Consider the following 21,442-nt stretch of genomic DNA (forward strand, 5'->3'; position numbering starts at 1 on the left):
AGGGCGGTGCTGGAACGTCGTCAGCCGCGGTGGCGCGCCGCCTCCGTGCGTTCGCGCTCTCGCATTGCCCGGAGATACCAGGCGGAGGGTGCCGCGCGCAGTCGCCGCGGAAGACGCGGCCAGACGGCTCGGGCGATGGCTACCCGACGTGCGAAGCGACGCTGCTGCCGCGGCGTCCAACGGAACCCGTAGGCGCTCCGCAGGCCGTCGGGCAGCAGTCCCGCCGTCACGAGCCGGACGAGCGGGAGCAGGCACCGGACGGGGAGCGGCGCCGCGCGAGCGGTCAGGAGCTCGATCGAGACGGCACGCGCCTCCGCGGTGACGTGGAGGCGCGCGACACGGGCTGCGAAGTACTCATCGAACGCGGCCCGGGTCGGAGGCCAACGGTCGGGCGGGAGCTGCAGGCTCGTCCCCACGATCGCGTACTCACGGTGCAGGCGCTCCCGCGACTCCTCGTCGAGCGGGCCGAACACGAGCTCGTAGACCTGGACGGCGGTGTCGTACAGCGTGGCCGCGACCCAGAGCTGCGCGTCGTGGTCGAAGGCCGAGTACCCGGGAGCCGCCTCACCGGGTCGGCTGCGCACCGGTCCATGGGCGTGGTTCACCCGCCGGGCCGCGCTGCGCTGCTCGTCCGGTGTGCCGAGGGCGAGCGCGTAGACGAAGGTGAGGGTGGCGTGCAGCCGGTCGAGCGGACGGGAACCGAAGTCGCTGTGCCGGGCCACCCCGGCGGCGACCGAGGGGTCCGCGATCTGCAGCAGGATGGCCCGCCCGGCGCCGGCGACGAGGATGCCCTCGCGAGCGAGGTCCGCCATGCCGGTCATGGACCCGACCTTAGTCGTTCACTGTGAACGTCCGGTTGCGGCGCAGCGCTGGGGGTAGAGTCGTCACTGGCCCTTTTTCTCTCGCCGCCGAGATAACGCGCGGCCGAAAATCGCCACGACAATCACAGCAGAACGCGCGAAGCGCGGATGGGAATGACACGTGGATCTTTACGAGTATCAGGCACGAGACCTGTTCGAGCAGTACGAGGTGCCGGTCCTCGCCGGCATCATCGCCGACACCCCGGACGAGGTGCGGGCCGCGGCTGAGCGTCTCGGCGGCGTGGTCGTCGTCAAGGCGCAGGTGAAGGTCGGAGGTCGTGGCAAGGCCGGCGGCGTCAAGGTCGCCAAGACCCCCGACGAGGCCTACGAGGCGGCGAAGGCCATCCTCGGGCTCGACATCAAGGGTCACGTCGTCAAGCGCGTGATGGTCGCGGCCGGCGCACGCATCGCTCAGGAGTTCTACTTCTCGGTGCTGCTCGACCGCGCCAACCGCTCCTACCTGTCGCTCACGAGCGTCGAGGGCGGCATGGAGATCGAGCAGCTCGCGGTCGAGAAGCCCGAGGCGCTCGCGCGCATCGAGGTGAACCCGCTCACCGGTGTCGACAAGGCGGCCGCGGTCGAGATCGCGAAGGCTGCGAACTTCCCCGAGGAGCTCGTCGACCAGGTCTCCGACGTCTTCGTGAAGCTCTACGACGTCTACAAGGGTGAGGACGCGACGCTCGTCGAGGTCAACCCGCTCGTCCTCACGGAAGAGGGGCGCATCGTCGCCCTCGACGGCAAGGTCTCGCTCGACGAGAACGCCGCCTTCCGTCACCCGAACCACGCCGAACTCGAAGACACCGCAGCCGAGGACCCCCTGGAGCTCAAGGCCAAGGAGAACGACCTCAACTACGTCAAGCTCGACGGCGAGGTCGGCATCATCGGCAACGGCGCTGGACTCGTCATGTCCACGCTCGACGTCGTCGCCTACGCGGGCGAGCAGCACGGCGGCGTGAAGCCGGCCAACTTCCTCGACATCGGCGGCGGCGCCTCGGCCGAGGTCATGGCAGCAGGCCTCGACGTCATCCTCGGCGACGCCCAGGTGAAGAGCGTGTTCGTCAACGTCTTCGGTGGCATCACCGCCTGCGACGCGGTCGCGAACGGCATCGTGAAGGCGCTCGAGATCCTCGGTGACGCAGCGACGAAGCCGCTCGTGGTCCGCCTCGACGGCAACAAGGTCGCGGAGGGCCGCGAGATCCTCGCCGCCGCCGCGCACCCGCTCATCACGCTCGCCGCAACCATGGACGAAGGCGCCGACAAGGCCGCCGAGCTGGCTTCGAAGTAAGGGATCGCACAAGCATGTCAATCTTCCTCAACAAGGACTCCAAGGTCATCGTCCAGGGCATCACCGGCGGCGAGGGCACCAAGCACACGGCGCTCATGCTGAAGGCCGGCACCCAGGTCGTCGGTGGCGTCAACGCCCGCAAGGCCGGCACGACCGTGACCCACGACGGCGGCGTCGAGCTGCCCGTGTTCGGCACGGTCGCCGAGGCCATCAAGGAGACCGGCGCAGACGTGTCGATCGCCTTCGTGCCCCCGGCATTCACCAAGGACGCGGTCATCGAGGCCATCGACGCCGAGATCCCGCTGCTCGTCATCATCACCGAGGGTGTGCCGGTCGGCGACTCCGCCGAGTTCTGGGCCTACGCCCAGTCGAAGGGCTCGAAGACCCGCATCATCGGCCCGAACTGCCCCGGCATCATCACGCCGGGGGAGTCGCTCGTGGGCATCACGCCCGCGAACATCGCCGGCAAGGGACCGATCGGCCTCGTGTCGAAGTCGGGCACCCTCACGTACCAGATGATGTACGAGCTGCGCGAGATCGGCTTCTCGACGGCGATCGGCATCGGCGGCGACCCGATCATCGGCACGACGCACATCGACGCGCTCGCCGCGTTCGAGGCCGACCCCGAGACCAAGGCCATCGTCATGATCGGCGAGATCGGTGGCGACGCCGAGGAGCGCGCGGCCGACTTCATCAAGGCGAACGTCACGAAGCCGGTCGTCGGCTACGTCGCGGGCTTCACCGCGCCCGAGGGCAAGACGATGGGCCACGCCGGCGCGATCGTCTCGGGCTCCGCAGGCACCGCGCAGGCGAAGAAGGAGGCCCTCGAGGCCGCCGGCGTCAAGGTCGGCAAGACGCCGAGCGAGACCGCCGACCTCATGCGCGAGATCATCGCCTCGCTGTAACACCCGCAGCTCGACTGCGACCACGACGCGACGCCCGGATCGGGCGTCGCGTCGTGGCGTTTCGGCCCACGCACGCCGTGTGCCTGACCGTCCGCACGCGCGGCTCCAGGTAGGGTCGAAGGCGCATGAACCGTCTGACCGTCGCCCTCCTCGCCGCCCTCGATGCCACCCTCGCCGTGGCCATCGGCATCGGTGTCGCACTCGTCCCACTCCTCGCCCTGTGGGCCCTGCACTTCCAGTTGGACGTCGACCCCGCCGCGCTCTGGCGGGGGGCCGTCGACATCTGGGCGCTCGGCAACGGCTCGAGCATGCGCATCACCCTCGACACGGCCCTCGTCACGCAGCTCGGCCTGCCTGCCGGGATGGAACCGTTCCTCGTCTCCCTGGCGCCCCTCGCCTTCACGATCGGCACGGTCCTGTTCGGCCTGCGCACCGGGGCCCGCGCGGCACGCAGCACCTGGTGGCAGGGTGCCGTCGTGCTGTCGGTGCTCGTGTTCGCCCTGCTCTCGTTCCTCGTGACCCTCACCGCCCTCCACCCGGCGGTGCGTCCCTCGATCGTCCAGGGGACCCTCGCGCCGACCGTGCGCTTCGCAGGCGGGGTCGTGGTCGCCGCGCTGTGGGTCCGGTTCCGAGAGCAGGACGCGGCTGATCCGATCCTCGACGGACTCCGCGCGATGCGGGACCGGATGCCGGACGGGACCTGGTCGATGGTCGTCGCGGCGCTGCGTGGTGGAGCACTCGCCGCCACCGGACTCGTGGCGGTCTCCGCGGTCCTGACCGCCATCCTCATCGCCGTCGGCTACGGCGCCATCATCTCCCTGCATGAGAGCGCGCAGTTCGGCGTCCTGGGCGGTGCCATCGTCACCGGCGCCGAACTCCTGTACCTGCCGAACCTCGTGATCTGGGCCATGAGCTGGATCACCGGCGCGGGCTTCGCCATCGGGAGCGGCACGGCGATCTCGCCGATCGGCACGCTCGTCGGGCCCATGCCGGCCGTGCCGGTCCTCGGCGCCATCCCGACGGGGGAGAGCCCACTCGGTTTCGCGGTCCTCGTGGTCCCGGTCGTCATCGGATTCGCCGCTGCCGTGGTGCTGCGCCGTCGTCTGCTCGTCGACCTCGACGGGCGTGGCGGGCTCGCACGGCTGGCGGTCGTCGGTCTCGGCGTCGGGGTCACAGCGGGCATCATCGTCGGTGTCCTCGCCGCCCTCTCGGCGGGCGCGGCAGGCCCAGGCCGCCTCATCGAGGTCGGCCCGAACGGTTGGGCGACGGGCCTGTGGACCACGCTGACGGTCGGGATCGCGGCCGTGGTCGGCATGGCGGCCGGTCCGACGCATCTCGCCGAGGAGGACCGCCTCCCGGAGCTGCACGCCCAGCCGAGCGGCCGGGGTGCCCGCGACCGATAGGATGCTCTGGTGCTGTCACTCGTCGTGCTGATCTCCGGTGGCGGATCCAATCTCCGCGCCCTCCTCGAAGCCTCACGCGACGCGGATTTCCCCGCTCGCGTCATCGCCGTCGGTGCCGATCGGGAGGCTGACGGACTCGCTCACGCCGAGGAGTTCGGCATCCCGTCGTTCACCGTCCCCTACTCGTCCTTCGACTCGCGGGCGGAGTGGGGCGCGGCGCTCCTCGAACAGATCCGGGTCTGGAACCCGGACGTCCTCGTGCTCAGCGGCCTCATGCGCCTCCTGCCACCCGTCGTCGTCGACGCCCTCTCGCCGCGTATCATCAACACGCACCCCGCGTACCTCCCCGAGTTCCCGGGTGCGCACGGCGTCCGGGACGCCCTGGCGGCAGGCGCCTCGCAGACCGGGGCATCGATCATCGTCGTCGACAATGGCGTGGACGCGGGACCGATCATCTCGCAGGAACGCGTCCCCGTCCTGCCCGAAGACACGGAGCACAGCCTCCACGAGCGGATCAAGCCGGTGGAGCGTCGACTCCTCGTCCAGGCCGTCCGTGACCTCGCCACCGGAACCATCGACCTCGAGGCGCTCTCCACGGCGTCCCGCCCGCCAGCAGAAGGAGCACCCCAGTCATGAGCGGTCCCAGCCACGACCACAGCCTCTACCGCGAACGCGACCTCGTCCCCGTCCGCCGGGCGCTGATCTCGGTCAGCGACAAGACCGGGCTGCTCGAGCTCGCCGGCGCACTCGCCGCAGCGGGCGTCGAGATCGTCTCCACCGGGTCCACCGCGGCGACCATCCGCGGTGCGGGCCACACGGTGACCGATGTGTCCGAGGTCACCGGATTCCCCGAGTCGCTCGACGGTCGGGTCAAGACCCTGCACCCCTCGGTGCACGCCGGACTCCTCGCCGACCTGCGGCTCGAATCCCACGAGGCCCAGCTCGCCGAGCTCGGCATCGAGCCGTTCCAGCTCGTCGTCGTGAACCTGTACCCCTTCGTCGAGACGGTCGCGAGCGGCGCAGCCGGTGACGACGTCGTCGAGCAGATCGACATCGGTGGACCGGCGATGGTGCGCGCCTCGGCGAAGAACCACGCCAACGTCGCGATCGTGGTCTCTCCCGAGCGCTACGGGCTGATCACCGAGGCCGTCGCCGCCGGCGGCACCACGCTCGCTCAGCGTCGCTCGCTCGCCGCGCAGGCCTTCGACCACACCGCCTCCTACGACGCGGCTGTGTCCGCGTGGTTCGCGAGCACGGAGACGACCGCAGCCGAGGCCTTCCCCAGCACGCTGACCGTCACCGGTCGTCGCGAGGCGGTACTGCGCTACGGCGAGAACTCGCACCAGGCCGCGGCGCTGTACGTCCGTCCGGGCGGTGCCGGGATCGCCCAGGCGACGCAGTTGCACGGCAAGGAGATGTCGTACAACAACTACGTCGACGCCGACGCGGCAGTCCGCGCGGCCTACGACTTCGCCAACCCCGCCGTCGCGATCATCAAGCACGCGAACCCGTGCGGTGTCGCCTTCGCGAACCCGAAGGCACCCGACCCGATCGCCTCGGCCCACCGTCGGGCGCACGAGTGCGACCCGGTCTCCGCCTTCGGCGGCGTCATCGCGGCCAACCGCGTCGTGACCCTCGGCATGGCCGAGACGGTCAAGGAGATCTTCACCGAGGTGCTCGTCGCCCCGGGGTTCGAGGACGCCGCGCTCGAGGTGCTCAAGACGAAGAAGAACCTGCGGCTCCTGCAGCTGCCGGAGGACTTCGTGCGCGAGGACCGCGAGGTCCGGCAGATCTCCGGTGGCCTGCTCTACCAGGACGCGGACCGCTTCGCCGACGACCCCCAGGACACCGCCAAGGGCTGGACGCTCGTCACTGGCGAACCCGCCGACGACGACACCCTGCTCGACCTCATCTTCGCGTGGAAGGCGTGCCGCTCGGTGAAGTCCAACGGCATCCTGCTCGCCAAGGGGAGCGCGAGCGTGGGCGTCGGCATGGGGCAGGTCAACCGCGTCGACTCCTGCCACCTCGCCGTGAGCCGAGCCGGTGACCGTGCCGCGGGTTCCGTCGCGGCCTCGGACGCCTTCTTCCCGTTCGCCGACGGCCTGCAGGTCCTGCTCGACGCCGGCGTGCGCGCGGTCGTGCAGCCCGGTGGTTCCGTCCGCGACGAAGAGGTCATCGCTGCGGCCGAAGCCGCCGGTGTGACCATGTACTTCACGGGGGAGCGTCACTTCTTCCACTAGGCCGTGCCGCCCGCCCCTGTGGGGGTTCTGGGCAGGCTCGTGGTGATCTCCCAGCGGCGTCGGGCCCTCGTGGCCCGACGCCGCTGTGTCGTTGAGCTACGGTTGTCGAATGACTGCCACCTGGAGCCGCAAGCTCATCGCATCCGCCGCCGCCGCCGCCGCGACCATCGTCGTGGGCTTCCTGGGGGTCATGTTCGTCACGTTCGTCGGCTACCAGTTCGCCGGGACGATCTTCGCCCAGGCGAGTCCGTACTTCTTCGAGAGCACGATCATCACCTTCGTGCTGCTGCTGATCGTGGGCGTCGTCGGCCTCTACCGGTACCGACTCCTCGCCCTGCTGGGCGGCGCCGCCCTCGCCGTCATCGGAGCGCTCCTCGGGCTCATCGTCCAGGTGGCGACGACGGGGCAGCCCATCGACAGCACCGTGCTCGGCAGCATCGTCGCGACGCTCATCAGCCTCAACCTCGTCTTCGTGGTCGTCGTCGCGCTCTCCGCGGCCTTCATCGGATACCCCGTGTACTGGATGGTCGTCCGCACGCAGGACGCCGTGCTCGACGACGGACGCCGCGTCGCACTCGTGCGGATGCCCGCCTCCAACCTCGCTGAAGGCCTCGTGACGCACTTGGAGCGCACGCCGATCGACACCGAACTCGCCGACAAGCAGTGGGACGCGTACGTCGCAGCGTTCGACGCCGCCGGCTGGGACACCACCGAGGTCTCCTGGGCCGACCAGCTCGCCGACTCCGTCTTCATCGAGGACGCCGTCATCGTGATCGGCGACGTCGCCGTGGTGACCCGACCGGGCGCCGAGAGCCGTCGCCCCGAGGTCGTCGCAGCCGAGACCACCGCCCGTGAGCTCGGCCTCCGGATCCACCGCATCGAGGGCGAAGGCACCCTCGAGGGCGGCGACGTCCTCCGGGTCGGCACGACCGTCTACGTCGGTCGCAGCGGCCGCACCAACGCCGAAGGCGTCCGGCAGCTCCGAGCCATCCTCGCGCCGCTCGGGTTCGACGTCGTGGCGGTCCCCGTCACGACCGCCCTCCACCTGAAGTCGACCGTCACCGCGCTCCCCGACGGGACCGTGCTCGTCCACCCCGACCTCGTCGAGGACCCGTCCTTCTTCGGTCGCCACCTCGTCGTGCCCGAGCGCGAGGGCGTCGCGGTGGTCGAACTCGCGGAGGACACCGTACTCATCTCCGCAGCCGCTCCCAAGACGGCCGCGCTGCTCGAGGACCGCGGCTACACCGTGGTCCAGGTGGACATCAGCGAGTTCGAGAAGCTCGAGGGCTGCGTGACCTGCCTGTCCGTGCGGGTCAGCTGAGTCGATCGTGGAGCAGCAGGCTGGAGCGCGCGGGGGTCGGGATCTGAGTCGGAGGACCGTCGCGCAGCGACTGGACATCCCGCTCGAGATGGCCAGGCACCACGGGATCCCGCCGTTCTGGTCGGCGGACCAGTTGGCGGCGTTCCTGGCCGACCCGCCGGCCTGGTACGTGCAGTCACGCGCGAACCGGACCGGGAAACGGCCGGTCTGGGTGGAGTTGCGGTGCACGATCTGCGGCACCAGTGAGACGCTCCGCCCGAAGAAGTGGTGGCCGGAGTTCTCGATGGTGAGCTGCTCCTGGCACGGCGCCGACGAGCTGCCTCCGGTGCCCGAGGGCGCCCGTCGGCGCGAGGTCGACGGCATCGGAGCCTTCGTCGGCATCGTCGACGAACCGACCTCCTGACGACGAGCGCACCCGGTCCGGTGCGTGCAACCGCATGGATCCCTTGCAGCCTGACGGCCGATTCCCATAGTCTGGTCTGCTGCGCCGAACCTCGTTCACCGTGATCGGTCGCCGTCCGCGTTCGAGTGCGACCTGTGCACCCGGCCCGCGGCTCTCGCCCCACAGGATGAGGAGGATGCCATGACGCTCTCGAACCACACCGCGCTCGCGCCGACGGTCGATCGTGCACGCTCCGCCTCGAGCCGCCGCCCGGTGGCCGTCCCGGCGCCAGCCGGACGCGCCGCCGCAGCGGACGCCGACGCTTAGCACGAGCGCCAGGCAGTCCACCTCACCGTCCGTCCGGCCTCGTCCGGGCCCGTCACCGGATGCTGCGACCTCGCACAGCGACCTCGCCGTCCGGCCGTTCCACGACCATCATTCCGTCGGTGATCGACGTCACCGACACTCTCGCAAGGAATCCCCGCAATGACTCCGCTCGGCGATGAACGCCGTCCTGTCCAACCGCGTCAGAGCACCTTCCGTGCCCTGATGCGGATCTACCCGTTCGCGAAGACGGCCATGCCGCGGATCGTGCTCGGCATGGTCGCCGCGCTCGTCGCCGGCCTGGTGGCGCTCGCGATCCCGCTCGTGCTGCAGGCCCTCGTCGACGGCCCGCTCTCGACCGGCGACTCCTCGCAGATCTGGCCGGCGGTGCTCGTGGTCCTCGCGCTCGGTGTCCTCGAGGCGGTCATGATCGCGCTGCGCCGCTGGTTCGTCCTGACTCCTGGGACGCACGTCGAGGCGCGGATGCGCAATGCGCTGTTCGCCAAGCTGCAGGACCTCCCCGTGACCTTCCACGACCGCTGGCAGAGCGGGCAGCTGCTCTCGCGCGCCGTCAGCGACCTCGGACTCATCCGCCGGTGGATCTCGTTCGGCTTCGTGCTCCTGATCGTCAACGGTGTCACGATCGTCATCGGTGCGGTCATCCTGTTCACCTGGAACTGGCTGCTCGGACTCATCTTCATCGCGCTCGCCATCCCCGTGTGGGTGTTCGGGTTCACCTTCGAGGGGCGGTACTCGGTGATCGCCCGGCGCAGCCAGGACCAGGCCGGTGACCTGGCGACCGCCGTCGAGGAGTCCGTCCACGGCATCCGGGTGCTCAAGGCGTTCGGTCGAGGCAAGCACGCCCTGCGGAGCTTCGCGTCGCGCGCCGAGGACCTGCGGGGCACCGAGATCGAGAAGGCGAAGGCCATCGCGGGGATCTGGTTCTGGCTGGTCCTGTTGCCCGACGTCGCCTTCGCGCTCTGCCTGTTGGCGGGGGTCTGGCTCGCGTCGATCGGCGAACTCACCGTCGGTCAGCTGTTCGCCTTCTTCGCGACGGCCACGATCCTGCGGTTCCCGATCGAGTCGATCGGCTTCCTGCTCGCGATGACCTTCGACACCCGTACGGCGACCGACCGGTATTTCGAGGTCATCGACTCGGTCAACACGATCACCGACCCCGAACACCCCGAGCGCATCCGTGAACCGCGTGGTGAGCTCGTGTTCGAGGACGTGCACTTCCGCTACCAGGACGCACCCGACCGCTACGCGGACGTGGTGAACGGCGTCGACCTCCGGCTCGAGCCGGGGGAGACCATGGCACTCGTCGGTCTGACGGGCTCCGGGAAGTCGACGATCACGGCACTGACCACCCGCCTGTACGACGTCACGGGCGGGCGGATCCTGCTCGACGGGGTCGACATCCGCGCGCTCACCCGGGAGGACCTGCGCCGGCACATCGCGATGGCGTTCGAGGATGCGACCCTCTTCTCCGCGAGCGTCAAGGAGAACGTCCTCCTCGGGCGGGACGACATCGACCTCGACTCCGCGGAGGCCGATCGGATCCTGCACGAGGCGCTCGACATCGCCCAGGCCGGGTTCGTCGACGAACTGCCGAACGGTGTGGAGACGTTGGTCGGTGAGGAGGGGCTCAGCCTGTCCGGTGGGCAGCGTCAGCGGCTCGCACTCGCCCGAGCGGTGGCTGCGCGGCCGGAGGTACTGGTGCTGGACGACCCGTTGTCGGCGCTCGACGTCGACACCGAGGCGCTCGTCGAGGCGGCACTCCGCCGAGTGCTCGCCTCGACCACGGCCCTCATCGTCGCCCACCGACCGAGCACCGTCACCCTCGCCGACCGCGTCGCCCTCCTCGAGGACGGTCGCATCACCGCGGTGGGTCGCCATACCGAGCTGCTGCAGCACAACGCCCATTACCGCTACGTGATCTCGAGTCTGGAAGACGACGAACGAGAGTCCAACCGCCAGGAGGTGAACCTGTGACCCCGCCGACGACCGTCCACGGAGTGGAGGGTGAGGAGCGCGACGACCTCACCCGTGACGAGTCCGCGCACATCCGGCGCCGTTCGCTGCGCCTGCTCGGATCGCTGCTCGCGCCCCTGCGCCTGCGCGTGATCGCCGCCATGACCATCGTCGTGGTGTCGACCGCCGCCCAGGTCGCCGGGCCCGCGCTGATCGCCCTCGGCATCGACCGCGCCCTCCCGGCCGTCCTGGAACGCGCCGACTGGATGCCGGCCTTCCTCGTGGTCGGCGCGTACCTGCTGACCGGCGCCGCCGGTGCGACGCTGATCTCCTGGTACACCGTGCTCGCCGCTCGGATCAGCCAGGCGATCCTGATCGACCTGCGGAAGCGCGTGTTCCTGCAGACACAGCGGCTCAGCCTCGACTTCCATGAGAGCTACACCTCGGGTCGCATCATCTCCCGGCAGACGAGCGACCTCGACTCCATCCGCGAGCTGCTCGACTCCGGCATCAACCAGCTCGTGTCCGGCGTGCTGTACATGGGCTTCACGGCCGTGGCCCTCGTCCTCGTGGACTGGGTCAGCGGGCTGGTGCTGCTCGGGTCGCTCATCCCGCTGTTCGTGCTCACGCGCTGGTTCCAGCTCCGCTCGCAGCGGATGTTCCGCGAGTCGCGGGTCCGGTCGGCGAAGCTCATCGTGTTCTTCGTGGAGGCGATGACCGGCATCCGTGCCGTGAAGGCGTTCCGGAAGGAGCGGCGGAACGAGCGCGCGTTCGGCGAGCTCGTGGAGCAGTACCGCGACACCAACGCCCGGGTCATCCAGCTGTTCGGGGTGTTCGATCCCGGACTGGTGTTCATCGGCAACGTCTCCGTCGCCGTGGTGCTCCTCGTCGGCGGGTTCCGCGTCGCGGACGGACAGCTCGCGATCGGAGCGCTGCTCGCGGCGCTCCTCTACACGCGCCGGTTCTTCGACCCGATGGAGGAGATGGCGATGTTCTACAACTCCTACCAGTCGGCCGCGGCGGCACTCGAGAAGATCTCCGGCGTGCTCGAGGAGCGTCCCGGGGTGCCAGACCCGGTCGCGCCGGTCGACCTGTGGACGTCGCAGGGACGGATCACCTTCGACGACGTGACGTTCGCGTACGCCGCCGACCGGGTGGTGCTCCCGAAGTTCGACCTCGAGATCCCCGCAGGGCAGACCATCGCGCTCGTCGGCACGACCGGTGCGGGCAAATCGACGCTCGCGAAGCTCATCAGTCGGTTCTACGACCCGACCGACGGTGCGGTGCGCCTCGACGGCATCGACCTGCGCGACCTGCACCCGAAGGACCTCCGTCGGGCGATCGTCATGGTGACGCAGGAGGCGTACCTGTTCTCCGGCTCGGTCGCCGACAACATCGCGTTGGGCAAGCCCGACGCGACGATCGAGGAGATCACCGCCGCAGCGAAGGCCGTCGGCGCGCACACCTTCATCGAGGCGCTGCCGAACGGCTACGACACCGACGTGAACAAGCGCGGTGGTCGGGTCTCGGCCGGCCAGCGGCAGCTCCTGTCGTTCGCACGGGCGTTCCTCGCGGATCCGGCCGTGCTGATCCTCGATGAAGCGACCGCTTCGCTCGACATCCCGAGCGAGCGACTCGTCCAGGAGGCGCTGCAGACCTTGCTCGCGGACCGTACCGCGATCATCATCGCGCACCGGTTGTCGACCGTCGCGATCGCCGACCGGGTGCTCGTGATGGAGCACGGCCGGGTGATCGAGGACGGCGCGCCCGCGGAGCTCATCGGCGGGACGGGTCGGTTCGCCGCGATGCACGCCGCCTGGCGGTCTTCGGTCGGCTGACCAGGACCGCGCAGGCGTGTCCACGGGGTCCTCCGGTGACGGAGTGACCCCGTGGGCACTACACCTCGTCTCGTCGACCTGCCACAATGAGCGGATGACCAGTCTGGAACCGCGTTCGCTCCGTGTCGCCGTCGCGGACGACGCGGTGCTCCTCCGTGAGGGTGTCGCGCAGATCCTCAAGGCGGGTGGTCACGACGTGGTCGGCTCGTTCGGCTCGGCGGTCGACCTGGTCGATCGCATCGACGCGGGGCTGCAGCTCGACGCCGTCGTGCTCGACATCCGGATGCCGCCCACCCACACCGACGAGGGCATCGTCGCCCTCGAGCAGTTGCGGGCGTCGGGCTTCGCCGCCGGGGTGCTCCTGCTGAGCACCTACGCCGTGCCGTCCTACGCGGTCCGCGCGCTCGGCTCCGGTGGTGGCACCGGTTACCTGCTGAAGGATCGCGTCGCCGACTCCGGGACGCTCGTCGACGCCGTGGAGCGCGTGGCGGCGGGTGAGTCCGTCGTGGATCCCGAGGTCGTCTCCCTCCTCGTCGCGGAGCGGACCCGGTCGGACGGTCTCGACCACCTCACGGAGCGGGAACGTGAAGTCCTCACCCTCATGGCCGAGGGGCGGTCGAACTCCGGCATCGCGAAGGCGCTGGTCGTCAGTCTGAAGACCGTCGAAGCACACATCAGCCGCATCCTGGCCAAGCTCGGACTCGAGGACTCTCCGGCGGACCACCGCCGCGTCCTCGCGGTCGTGCGATGGCTGGAACACGCGGATGGCTGACGGTCGCCCACACGGACGGGCGACATCGCTGCCGATCCCGGCACCGGCCGGCCGCGGTCGACTGCCGTGGCCGCTGCGACTCGGCATCCTGCTCGCCGCCGCGCTCGTGTGCGTCCTGTCGGTCGTGTTCGGCGTCGTCCAGCCGGGCGTCGCCGACGGCAACGGTCTGCCCTGGTTGGTGGGCCACCTCGCGGCGCTGGTGGCGGCGGGGCTGATCTGGTGGCTGGCTCCGACGGCAACTCCGGGCTGGGTGATCGTCGGGTACGCGCTGGCCGAGACGGCCTACATGTGGGCGTACGGCGTCGACGCGGGCTGGCTGTGGCCGCTCCTCATGTCGATCTCCGTGCTCCCGGGGGTCGCGCTGGTGTGGCTCGCGCTGGCCTTCCCGGCCGGCCGGCTGCGGCGCGGCTTCGACCGGCGGCTCGTCATCACCGCATCGGTCTACCTCGTCACCTATGCGATCGTGACGCTCCTGGCGACGCCGAACCACGTGCTCGACGCGAGCCACGAGCGGAGTCGGTATGCCGTCCTCGCCGCCGGAGACGTGGCCGACGTGCTCGGTCGGGTCCATGCGGGTGTCATGGGGGCCTTCGCGGTCGTCGTCGCGGGTGTCGTGCTGCTGCGATGGGCGCGGAGCAGCGGAGCGGCCAGACAGGTGGCCTTCATCATGCCGGTCGCGTTCGTGCTGTGGCTCGTCATCGGGGTGGCGTGGTCCCTCGTCCGCCTCGGGGGATGGCCGGAGCATCTCCGGCTTTTCGTCGAAGACCTCAACGCGTTCTCGGTGGTGCTCGTTCCCGCGGCGTACGCGACGGGTCTCATCCGGATGCGGACGATCCGCGCCAGGGCCGTCGACCTGGTGCAGACCGGACAGCTGAGCGAGACCGGCCACGACCGCTGGGACGGTGCCGTGAAGACCGTCCTCGGCGACCGCACCGCCCGGCTCGTCTGGCCGGGATCGCAGCGGACCACCGACCGGGACCCACGCGGTCGGGCGATGTCGAGCGTCGGCGATGCGGACGCGCCGCTCGTGTACATCGAGCACGACGCGGCACTGCTCGACAACCCGCAGTTGCTCCGGTCGGTGTCGGCGTCGCTGCGCATCATGATCGACAACGAACGACTCACCGCTGAACTCCGCCACTCGTTGCGGGAGGTGAGCCGATCGCGGTTGCGCATCGTGCAGGCGGCCGACGAAGCGCGACGGCGGGCGGAGCGAGACCTGCACGACGGCTCGCAGCAGCAGCTGTTCTCCGTCGCCCTGCGACTCCGGATGGCGAGCGACGCGGCACGCGCCGACGGCCAACTCGCCCTGGCCGACGGCCTCGAGACCACCATCGATCAGCTCGCGAGCGCCATCAAGGAGCTCCGCGAGCTCGCCCGAGGACTGCATCCGGCGCTCCTGGCCGAGGGGGGACTGGTGCCGGCGATCGCCGAGCTCGGGCGCCGGTGCACCGTCGTCACCAAGGTCACCGTCGAGCTGCGCGAGCGGCCCGGGCAACTCATCGAGGCGACCGTCTACTACGTCGTCTCGGAGTGCCTGGCCAACGTCACGAAGTACTCCGGGGCGTCCAGCTGCGAGGTGGTCGTCTCCGACGACCCCGACGGCGGGCTCCGAGTCGTCGTTGCGGACGACGGGGTCGGCGGTGCCGATCCTGCGCGGGGGAGTGGGTTGCGCGGCCTCGCGGACCGGGTCGACGCCGTGGGCGGGACGATGCGCGTCGAGAGCCCGGTCGGTGCAGGGACGGTCGTCTCGATCCACCTTCCCGGCTGATCGGGCGCGAATCCGGTCAGTACAGTAGCGCCTCGCGGCCCAGGCGGTATCGCCCGCCGCTCATCGGGACGATCGGTGTGCCTTCGGCCTCGTAGTGCTCGAGCGCGCGATCCTCGTGCCCCGTCGGAGGGAGACCGCCCGACCGGACGACTCGCCACCAGGGCACGGCATGCCCGTACTGCGCCATCACGCGACCGACGCCACGAGCCGACTTCGACCCGATGATCGACGCGACCTGGCCGTAGCTCAAGGCGCAACCCTCGGGGATGTCGGCGACGACGGCCAGTACGGCCTCGGCGAACGCCTCAGCCGAGTCCGTCGGTGACGACCCGCTCACGGCCTCAGAGACTGATGCTGCCGATGGTCTCGCCGTACTGGGTCTCGCCGACGGGGGTGAACCCGACGCGGAGGAAGAACGCCTCCGGACCGAGATCACCGGGCTCGTAGATGACGTTGACGTGGTCGAAGTCACGCTGCTTGGCCTCCTCGATGAGCGAGGCCACCGCGAACCGGCCGACGCCCCGGCCCTGGTCGTCGGCGTCGACGTTGATGCGCCACAGGGCGGAGCGGAACTCCTCCTGCGTCGACTCGTGGTCGAAGTTGGCGGAGATGAAGCCGACGACCTCGTCGCCGTCGAGGATGACGCGCTGCCAGGAGGTGGCGGGGTTCACGACCGCGGCGGCGACCGCGTAGGACACCGGGGCGATGAACTGCTCCTGCCCGGGTTTCATGGTGAGCGCGTTGACCGCCACGATCGTCGATGCGGACAGTTCTTCCAGACGCAGCTCAGCCATGTCCTTAGGCTAACCGGTCGAGCCGACCGCGGATAGTCCGGCCCCCGGGCGACACGCGGTGACCGCCGACTTCCACGGCCGACCCACAGCTGGGGTCGTGGACGGAACCAGGCCATCCGCAACTGTCTCGATGTCAAGAGACCTGGCGGGTCTTGTAAGCTAGGGCGTGGCCGTGCCGTCCACCTTTCGGATGCGGTCTCCTCCATGCCATGCGGAGCACTCCACCGCGTGCGCACCTCCGTAGGCCGCTCGGCTCAGGGCGGCATCAGAAAGGACAACCAGTGTCGAAGATCAAGGTCGAAGGCACCGTCGTCGAACTCGACGGCGATGAGATGACTCGCATCATCTGGCAGTTCATCAAGGACTCGCTCATCCACCCCTACCTCGATGTGAACCTCGAGTACTACGACCTCGGCATCGAGAAGCGTGACGAGACGGACGACCAGATCACGATCGACGCCGCACACGCCATCCAGAAGCACGGCGTCGGCGTCAAGTGCGCGACCATCACCCCCGACGAGGCCCGTGTCGAGGAGTTCGGTCTCAAGAAGATGTGGCGGAGCCCGAACGGCACCATCCGCAACATCCTCGGCGGCGTCATCTTCCGCGAGCCCATCATCATCTCGAACATCCCGCGTCTCGTGCCCGGGTGGAACAAGCCGATCATCATCGGCCGCCACGCGTTCGGCGACCAGTACCGCGCGACCGACTTCCTGTTCAAGGGCGAGGGCAAGCTCACGGTCGAGTTCACGCCCGACGACGGTTCGGAGCCGCAGAAGTTCGAGGTCTTCCAGTCGCCCGGCGACGGCATCGCACAGGTGCAGTACAACCTCGACGCGTCGATCCGCGACTTCGCGCGTGCGAGCCTCAACTACGGCCTGAACCGCAACTACCCGGTGTACCTCTCCACGAAGAACACCATCCTCAAGGCCTACGACGGCCGGTTCAAGGACATCTTCCAGGAGATCTTCGACGCGGAGTTCAAGGAGCGGTTCGAGGCTGCCGGCATCACCTACGAGCACCGACTCATCGACGACATGGTCGCCTCGGCCATGAAGTGGGAGGGCGGTTACGTCTGGGCCTGCAAGAACTACGACGGCGACGTGCAGTCCGACACCGTGGCGCAGGGCTTCGGCTCGCTCGGTCTCATGACGAGCGTGCTGGCCACGCCCGACGGCAAGATCGTGGAGGCGGAGGCGGCACACGGCACCGTCACGCGCCACTACCGCCAGCACCAGCAGGGCAAGCCCACGTCGACGAACCCGATCGCCTCGATCTTCGCGTGGACCCGTGGCCTGCAGCACCGAGGCGTGCTCGACGGCAACCAGGAGCTCATCGAGTTCGCGGCGACCCTCGAGGACGTCGTCATCAAGACGGTCGAGTCCGGCGCCATGACGAAGGACCTCGCGCTCCTCGTCGGCCCCGACCAGGCCTACCAGACGACTGAGGAGTTCCTCGAGACCATCTCGGCGAACCTCAAGGCACGCCTGGCCTGATGACGTCGGCCTGACCGACACCAGCACCACACGGACGGGGTCCGGGAGCACACGCTCCCGGGCCCCGTCCGCCGTTCGGGTCTCGACGCCGGTGCCAACGGTCGTGTTAGCGTCGATGGACCACCTCGACGACGAAGTGAGGACCATCGATGTCACCGATGACGAGAAGACAGTTGCTCGCCTGGGCTGCAGCGGGTGGTGCGACCGCGCTCCTGGCTGGCTGTTCCACCCCGGGGACGGTGTCGCCGAACACCGGTCCGACGATCGCCCCGGCAGCCGCCGGCGAACGGATCACGCTCACGTACTGGGCCTGGTTGAAGGACCTCCAGAAGGTCGCGGACGTCTGGAACGCCGACCACCCGAACGTGCAGGTCGAGGCCGTGTGGATCCCCGGAGGCAACGACGGCGGGTATCAGAAGCTCTACTCGGCGCTCGCCGCGGGTGGTGGTCCGGACCTCGCGCAGGTCGAGATGCGGACGCTCCCCGAGTTCCTGCTCGTGAACGGGTTGGTCGACCTCCGGCGCTACGGCGCGGACGAGGTCGCGTCGCGGTACAACGAGACCCTCTGGAACCAGGTCTCCTACGTCGACGGGGTCTACGGGATCCCACAGGACTCCGGTCCGATGGCGCTCTATTACCGCCCGGACCTGCTCGACCGGGTGGGCGCGAAGCCCCCGGCCACCTGGGACGAGTGGTTGCAGGTGGCCGGGGCGGTGCGCGAGGCCGACATGTACCTGGATTGCTTCGCCCTCGACGACGCCTCGTGGTTCGCGGCCATGGCGACCCAGGCCGGCGCGTCCTGGTTCCGTGTCGACGGCGACCGGTGGATCGTGGACATGACGGACGACGCGACCCTGGAGACGGCCAGATTCTTCGACCGGGCCATCGACGAGGGCGTCATGACCACCTCCTACAGTCAATTCTCACCGGCCTGGTTCGCCGCTGCGGCGAAGGACTCGATCGCGTCGCTCGCCGGAGCCAGCTGGGGAGACGCCCTCCTGCAGGGCGTCTCGGGGGCCGAGGGCAAGTGGCAGGTCGCGCCGTTGCCCCGGTGGGGGAGTGAGGGGTACGGCTCGACCTTCCAGGGCGGGTCCACGGCTGCCGTCCTCGCGAACAGCGCCCACCCGAGCGAGGCGCTCGAGTTCGCCGTGTGGATGACCACGAGCGACGCCGGCATCGACGCCATGATCGAGCACTCAGGCATCGGGTGGTCGCCGAACGACGCCTACATCGGCGCGCGCCGACAGCAACCGAGCGAGTTCTTCGGTGGTCAGAACTACAACGAGGAGGTCTTCGTGCCGGCGGCCAAGGAACAGAACAACGAGTGGCAGTGGTGGCCACTCACCCAGCAGACCTTCAACATCCTCGCCGACGGGTTCCGGGCCAAGGCCTCAGGCGGCACCCTCGTGGACGCCGTGGTCCAGGGACAGCGCGACGTCATCACCGCCTTCCGCAACAAGGGCCTCCGGATCGAGGCGGCGTCGTGAGCGCCGTCACGGAACGCCCGGCGCGCGGTGTGGCGGACGACCCGTCGCGGTCAGGGGCGCAGCGCCGACGCCGGACCTCGATCGCGGCTCCGTGGGTGCTCCTCGGGCCGTTCCTGGCGCTCTTCGTCCTCACCTTCATCCTGCCGATCATCGTCGCGATCGGCAGCAGCTTCCTCCGGGTCTCACGGAAGGGCGTCTTCGGCGAGGAAGGTGTCACGACCGAGTTCGCGTGGTTCTCCAACTACGCCCAGGCCCTGGAGAACGGCAACTTCATCGCCTCGATCGGCCGGATGCTCCTCTTCGGCGTCGTGCAGGTCACGGTCATGATCGCCCTGTGCACCCTGCTGGCGCTCCTCCTCGAGTCCGCCTCCGCGAAATGGCCGGGATTCTTCCGGGCCGTGTACTTCCTGCCCTACGGCATCCCCGGCGTGATCGCGACGATCCTCTGGTCGTTCCTCTACGTCCCGGGACTCAGCCCGATCATCGACATCGCCGGGGCGATGGGGATCGAGCTCGACTTCCTCGGCGCAGGCACCGTGCTCTGGTCCATCGCCAACATCGTGACGTGGACCTACACCGGCTACAACATGATGATCATCGTCGCCCAGTTGAAGGCCATCCCCGGCGAGGTGTACGAAGCCGCGAAGGTCGACGGCGCCGGGCCGTTCCGCGTCGCGATGAGCATCCAGCTCCCGCTCATCCGGCCGGCGCTCATCCTCACGACCGTGTTCTCCATCATCGGCACGCTCCAGCTCTTCGCCGAGCCCCAGGTGCTGCAGACCGTGTCGCCCGCGATCGACAACGAGTACACGCCGAACCTCAGCGCCTACACGACCGCGTTCGCCTACAACGACTACAACGTCGCCGCAGCGCAGGCGGTGCTCATCGCCGTTGTCGCGTTCGCGCTGTCGTTCATCTTCCTGCGTCTGACGTCGAGGAGGGCATCATGAGCGAGACCCGGAGCATCACGACCGCGACCTCGTCGAAGCGTGCCCGGCGGCTGAGCGACCAGCAGGGTCGACCCGGTGGGTCCAGGGCGATGCGGGTGCTCGTGACGGGCATCCTCGTCGTCGTCGCGATCTACTTCCTGGTACCGGTGTACTGGGTGGTGATCGCTGCGACCAAGAGCACCGAGGATCTGTTCGGCAGCAACGGCTTCCTCCTCGGCTCCGAGTTCTCATTGTGGTCGAACCTCCACGAGGTGCTCACCTATGACGGCGGCATCTTCGTCCGCTGGTTCGGCAACTCGGTGCTGTACGCGGGCGTGGGAGCCCTCATCGCGACGTACCTCGCCGCCGCAGGGGGGTACGCGCTCGCCAAGTACCGGTTCCGCGGGCGCAACCTCGTCTTCGGCACCATCCTCGGCGGGGTCCTCGTGCCGGGGACGGCCACCGCGCTCCCGCTGTTCCTGCTCTTCAGCCAGATGGGGCTCGCGAACACGTACTGGTCGGTGCTCCTGCCGTCGCTCGTCTCGCCGTTCGGGTTGTTCCTCTGCCGGATCTACGCCGACGCGACGATCGACGACTCGCTCATCGAGGCGGCACGGATCGACGGCGCGAGCGAGCTGCGGATCTTCCACACCGTGGGGCTGAAGATCCTCACGCCCGCGCTCGTGACCGTCTTCCTCTTCCAGCTGGTCGGCATCTGGAACAACTACTTCCTGCCGCTCGTCATGCTGTCCGACAGCACGCTGTACCCGATCACGCTGGGCCTCAACAACTGGCGGAGCCAGGTCGACCGCCTGCCGGAGTTCTACGAGCTGACGACCGGCGGCGCGCTGTTGTCGATCATCCCGTTGGCGATCGCGATGATCGTGCTGCAACGCTTCTGGCGTGGCGGGCTCACCGAGGGATCCGTGAAGTAGCCGTCGGCCCGGAGACGGCGACGGGCCCCGGATCAGCCGATCCGGGGCCCGTCATCAGTCGTGTCGAGCTAGAGGCTGCAGGTGTTGCCGAGCGTGGTGAACTCGTCCTGGAGCTTCGTGAGTGAATCGGTGAGCCCGGTCTGGTCGACGTTCTGCGGGTCGTCGACAGCCGTCTTCGCGACGTCGATGAAGTCGTTGAGCGCCTTCACCGAGTCGTTCGCCGCGGTCTTCACCTCGTCGTTGGTGACCTTGTCGGCCGCCGCCTTGAACGTTCCGGAGAAGTCGTCGAGCTGGGTGACGGCCGCCTCAGGGTCGGAGGACAGCGAGCTCAGGCCCGACTGCAGCTGCGAAGCCGACTCCGTCACCTCGGACTGGATGAGCTTGCACGCATCCTCTTTGCTCTGGGCGCCGCCGGCACAGCCGGTGAGGAGCAGGCCCGAGACGGCGATCGCGCCGAGGAATGCTGCTGCGTTCTTCTTCATGGTGGTGTGATTCCCCCGTGTTCGGTGCCCGTGGCGGGCCCGCCCGCGCGCTGCGGGTCGGCCTCCAGGCTACCCGGTGGAGCCCGCCACCCGCAGGCGTGCGCGGCCCGATCATCGTGTGCGGTCGTCGTCGGCATGGACGCGAGCCCCGTTTATTTGTAAGCTTGGCAAACAAACCGGTGGTGCGAGCGGGTCGCACCACGGATCGAAGGAACCACAGCATGCAGACGCGCCACGACGCCCT

Annotated in this window: 20 protein-coding genes; 16 read left to right on the plus strand and 4 right to left on the minus strand. The window is 69.2% G+C overall.

Annotation, left to right across the window (positions count from 1 at the left end):
- Window positions 1-20 precede the first annotated feature (20 nt).
- The gene (locus EAO79_RS09625) at window positions 21-821 is read right to left on the minus strand and encodes an oxygenase MpaB family protein (RefSeq protein ID WP_124768841.1); all 801 of its coding nucleotides are present in this window, start codon (window positions 819-821) and stop codon (window positions 21-23) included.
- Window positions 822-981: 160 nt separating this feature from the next.
- On the opposite strand from EAO79_RS09625, the gene sucC reads away from it, so the two are divergent.
- The 12 genes from sucC to EAO79_RS09680 all read left to right on the plus strand — a co-directional run bounded on the left by sucC (window position 982) and on the right by EAO79_RS09680 (window position 15,075).
- A complete protein-coding gene (sucC, locus tag EAO79_RS09630) occupies window positions 982-2,145 on the plus strand; it encodes an ADP-forming succinate--CoA ligase subunit beta (protein WP_124768842.1) in 1,164 nt (387 codons plus the stop codon).
- A 14-nt stretch (window positions 2,146-2,159) separates the two neighbouring features.
- Window positions 2,160-3,050, plus strand: a complete 891-nt coding sequence (gene sucD, locus EAO79_RS09635; RefSeq protein ID WP_064296653.1) for a succinate--CoA ligase subunit alpha — start codon at window positions 2,160-2,162, stop codon at window positions 3,048-3,050.
- A gap of 125 nt (window positions 3,051-3,175) precedes the next feature.
- Window positions 3,176-4,453 (plus strand): DUF6350 family protein, encoded by a 1,278-nt coding sequence (locus EAO79_RS09640; RefSeq protein ID WP_124768843.1) that lies wholly within the window; start codon window positions 3,176-3,178, stop codon window positions 4,451-4,453.
- 9 nt (window positions 4,454-4,462) lie between these two features.
- Window positions 4,463-5,089 (plus strand): phosphoribosylglycinamide formyltransferase, encoded by a 627-nt coding sequence (gene purN, locus EAO79_RS09645; RefSeq protein WP_085510275.1) that lies wholly within the window; start codon window positions 4,463-4,465, stop codon window positions 5,087-5,089.
- On the plus strand, window positions 5,086-6,693 hold the full coding sequence (gene purH, locus EAO79_RS09650; protein WP_124768844.1) for a bifunctional phosphoribosylaminoimidazolecarboxamide formyltransferase/IMP cyclohydrolase: 1,608 nt from the start codon (window positions 5,086-5,088) through the stop codon (window positions 6,691-6,693). Before purN ends, purH begins: the two co-directional genes overlap by 4 nt.
- 109 nt (window positions 6,694-6,802) lie before the next feature.
- Window positions 6,803-8,014, plus strand: coding sequence for a dimethylargininase (gene ddaH, locus EAO79_RS09655; protein ID WP_124768845.1), 1,212 nt, complete (start codon window positions 6,803-6,805; stop codon window positions 8,012-8,014).
- Window positions 8,015-8,102: 88 nt separating this feature from the next.
- The gene (locus EAO79_RS09660; protein WP_124770137.1) at window positions 8,103-8,417 is read left to right on the plus strand and encodes a hypothetical protein; all 315 of its coding nucleotides are present in this window, start codon (window positions 8,103-8,105) and stop codon (window positions 8,415-8,417) included.
- A gap of 180 nt (window positions 8,418-8,597) precedes the next feature.
- Window positions 8,598-8,723 (plus strand): hypothetical protein, encoded by a 126-nt coding sequence (locus EAO79_RS19470; protein ID WP_255376697.1) that lies wholly within the window; start codon window positions 8,598-8,600, stop codon window positions 8,721-8,723.
- Between the two features lie 159 nt (window positions 8,724-8,882).
- Window positions 8,883-10,715: an ABC transporter ATP-binding protein gene (locus EAO79_RS09665; protein WP_124768846.1), complete on the plus strand. Its 1,833-nt coding sequence runs from the start codon at window positions 8,883-8,885 to the stop codon at window positions 10,713-10,715.
- A complete protein-coding gene (locus EAO79_RS09670; RefSeq protein ID WP_124768847.1) occupies window positions 10,712-12,532 on the plus strand; it encodes an ABC transporter ATP-binding protein in 1,821 nt (606 codons plus the stop codon). The genes EAO79_RS09665 and EAO79_RS09670 overlap by 4 nt, the downstream gene beginning before the upstream one ends.
- Before the next feature lie 94 nt (window positions 12,533-12,626).
- Window positions 12,627-13,304 carry a response regulator transcription factor gene (locus EAO79_RS09675; RefSeq protein ID WP_124768848.1) on the plus strand — a complete coding sequence of 226 codons (678 nt, stop codon included), beginning with the start codon at window positions 12,627-12,629 and terminating at the stop codon, window positions 13,302-13,304.
- Window positions 13,297-15,075, plus strand: a complete 1,779-nt coding sequence (locus tag EAO79_RS09680; RefSeq protein ID WP_124768849.1) for a histidine kinase — start codon at window positions 13,297-13,299, stop codon at window positions 15,073-15,075. Before EAO79_RS09675 ends, EAO79_RS09680 begins: the two co-directional genes overlap by 8 nt.
- A 16-nt stretch (window positions 15,076-15,091) precedes the next feature.
- Here the strand turns inward: EAO79_RS09680 and EAO79_RS09685 are convergent, their stop codons facing one another.
- Together EAO79_RS09685 and EAO79_RS09690 are read right to left on the minus strand one after the other, a co-directional pair.
- Window positions 15,092-15,412: an MGMT family protein gene (locus EAO79_RS09685; protein ID WP_064296644.1), complete on the minus strand. Its 321-nt coding sequence runs from the start codon at window positions 15,410-15,412 to the stop codon at window positions 15,092-15,094.
- 4 nt (window positions 15,413-15,416) lie between these two features.
- Window positions 15,417-15,869 carry a GNAT family N-acetyltransferase gene (locus EAO79_RS09690; protein ID WP_079705295.1) on the minus strand — a complete coding sequence of 151 codons (453 nt, stop codon included), beginning with the start codon at window positions 15,867-15,869 and terminating at the stop codon, window positions 15,417-15,419.
- A gap of 281 nt (window positions 15,870-16,150) precedes the next feature.
- Here EAO79_RS09690 and EAO79_RS09695 point away from each other — a divergent pair, with 281 nt between their 5' ends.
- From EAO79_RS09695 to EAO79_RS09710, 4 genes are all read left to right on the plus strand, one after another.
- Window positions 16,151-17,365, plus strand: a complete 1,215-nt coding sequence (locus tag EAO79_RS09695; protein WP_064296642.1) for an NADP-dependent isocitrate dehydrogenase — start codon at window positions 16,151-16,153, stop codon at window positions 17,363-17,365.
- A 149-nt stretch (window positions 17,366-17,514) separates the two neighbouring features.
- A complete protein-coding gene (locus EAO79_RS09700) occupies window positions 17,515-18,852 on the plus strand; it encodes an ABC transporter substrate-binding protein (RefSeq protein ID WP_124768850.1) in 1,338 nt (445 codons plus the stop codon).
- Complete coding sequence (locus EAO79_RS09705; RefSeq protein WP_371413634.1) at window positions 18,849-19,802, plus strand: carbohydrate ABC transporter permease; 954 nt, start codon at window positions 18,849-18,851, stop codon at window positions 19,800-19,802. The genes EAO79_RS09700 and EAO79_RS09705 overlap by 4 nt, the downstream gene beginning before the upstream one ends.
- Before the next feature lie 89 nt (window positions 19,803-19,891).
- Window positions 19,892-20,716 carry a carbohydrate ABC transporter permease gene (locus EAO79_RS09710; RefSeq protein WP_240044020.1) on the plus strand — a complete coding sequence of 275 codons (825 nt, stop codon included), beginning with the start codon at window positions 19,892-19,894 and terminating at the stop codon, window positions 20,714-20,716.
- A 68-nt stretch (window positions 20,717-20,784) separates the two neighbouring features.
- Here the strand turns inward: EAO79_RS09710 and EAO79_RS09715 are convergent, their stop codons facing one another.
- Window positions 20,785-21,198, minus strand: coding sequence for a hypothetical protein (locus EAO79_RS09715; protein WP_064296639.1), 414 nt, complete (start codon window positions 21,196-21,198; stop codon window positions 20,785-20,787).
- Window positions 21,199-21,442: the final 244 nt, after the last annotated feature.

This window comes from Plantibacter sp. PA-3-X8, assembly GCF_003856975.1.
GTDB classification, from domain to species: domain Bacteria; phylum Actinomycetota; class Actinomycetes; order Actinomycetales; family Microbacteriaceae; genus Plantibacter; species Plantibacter auratus.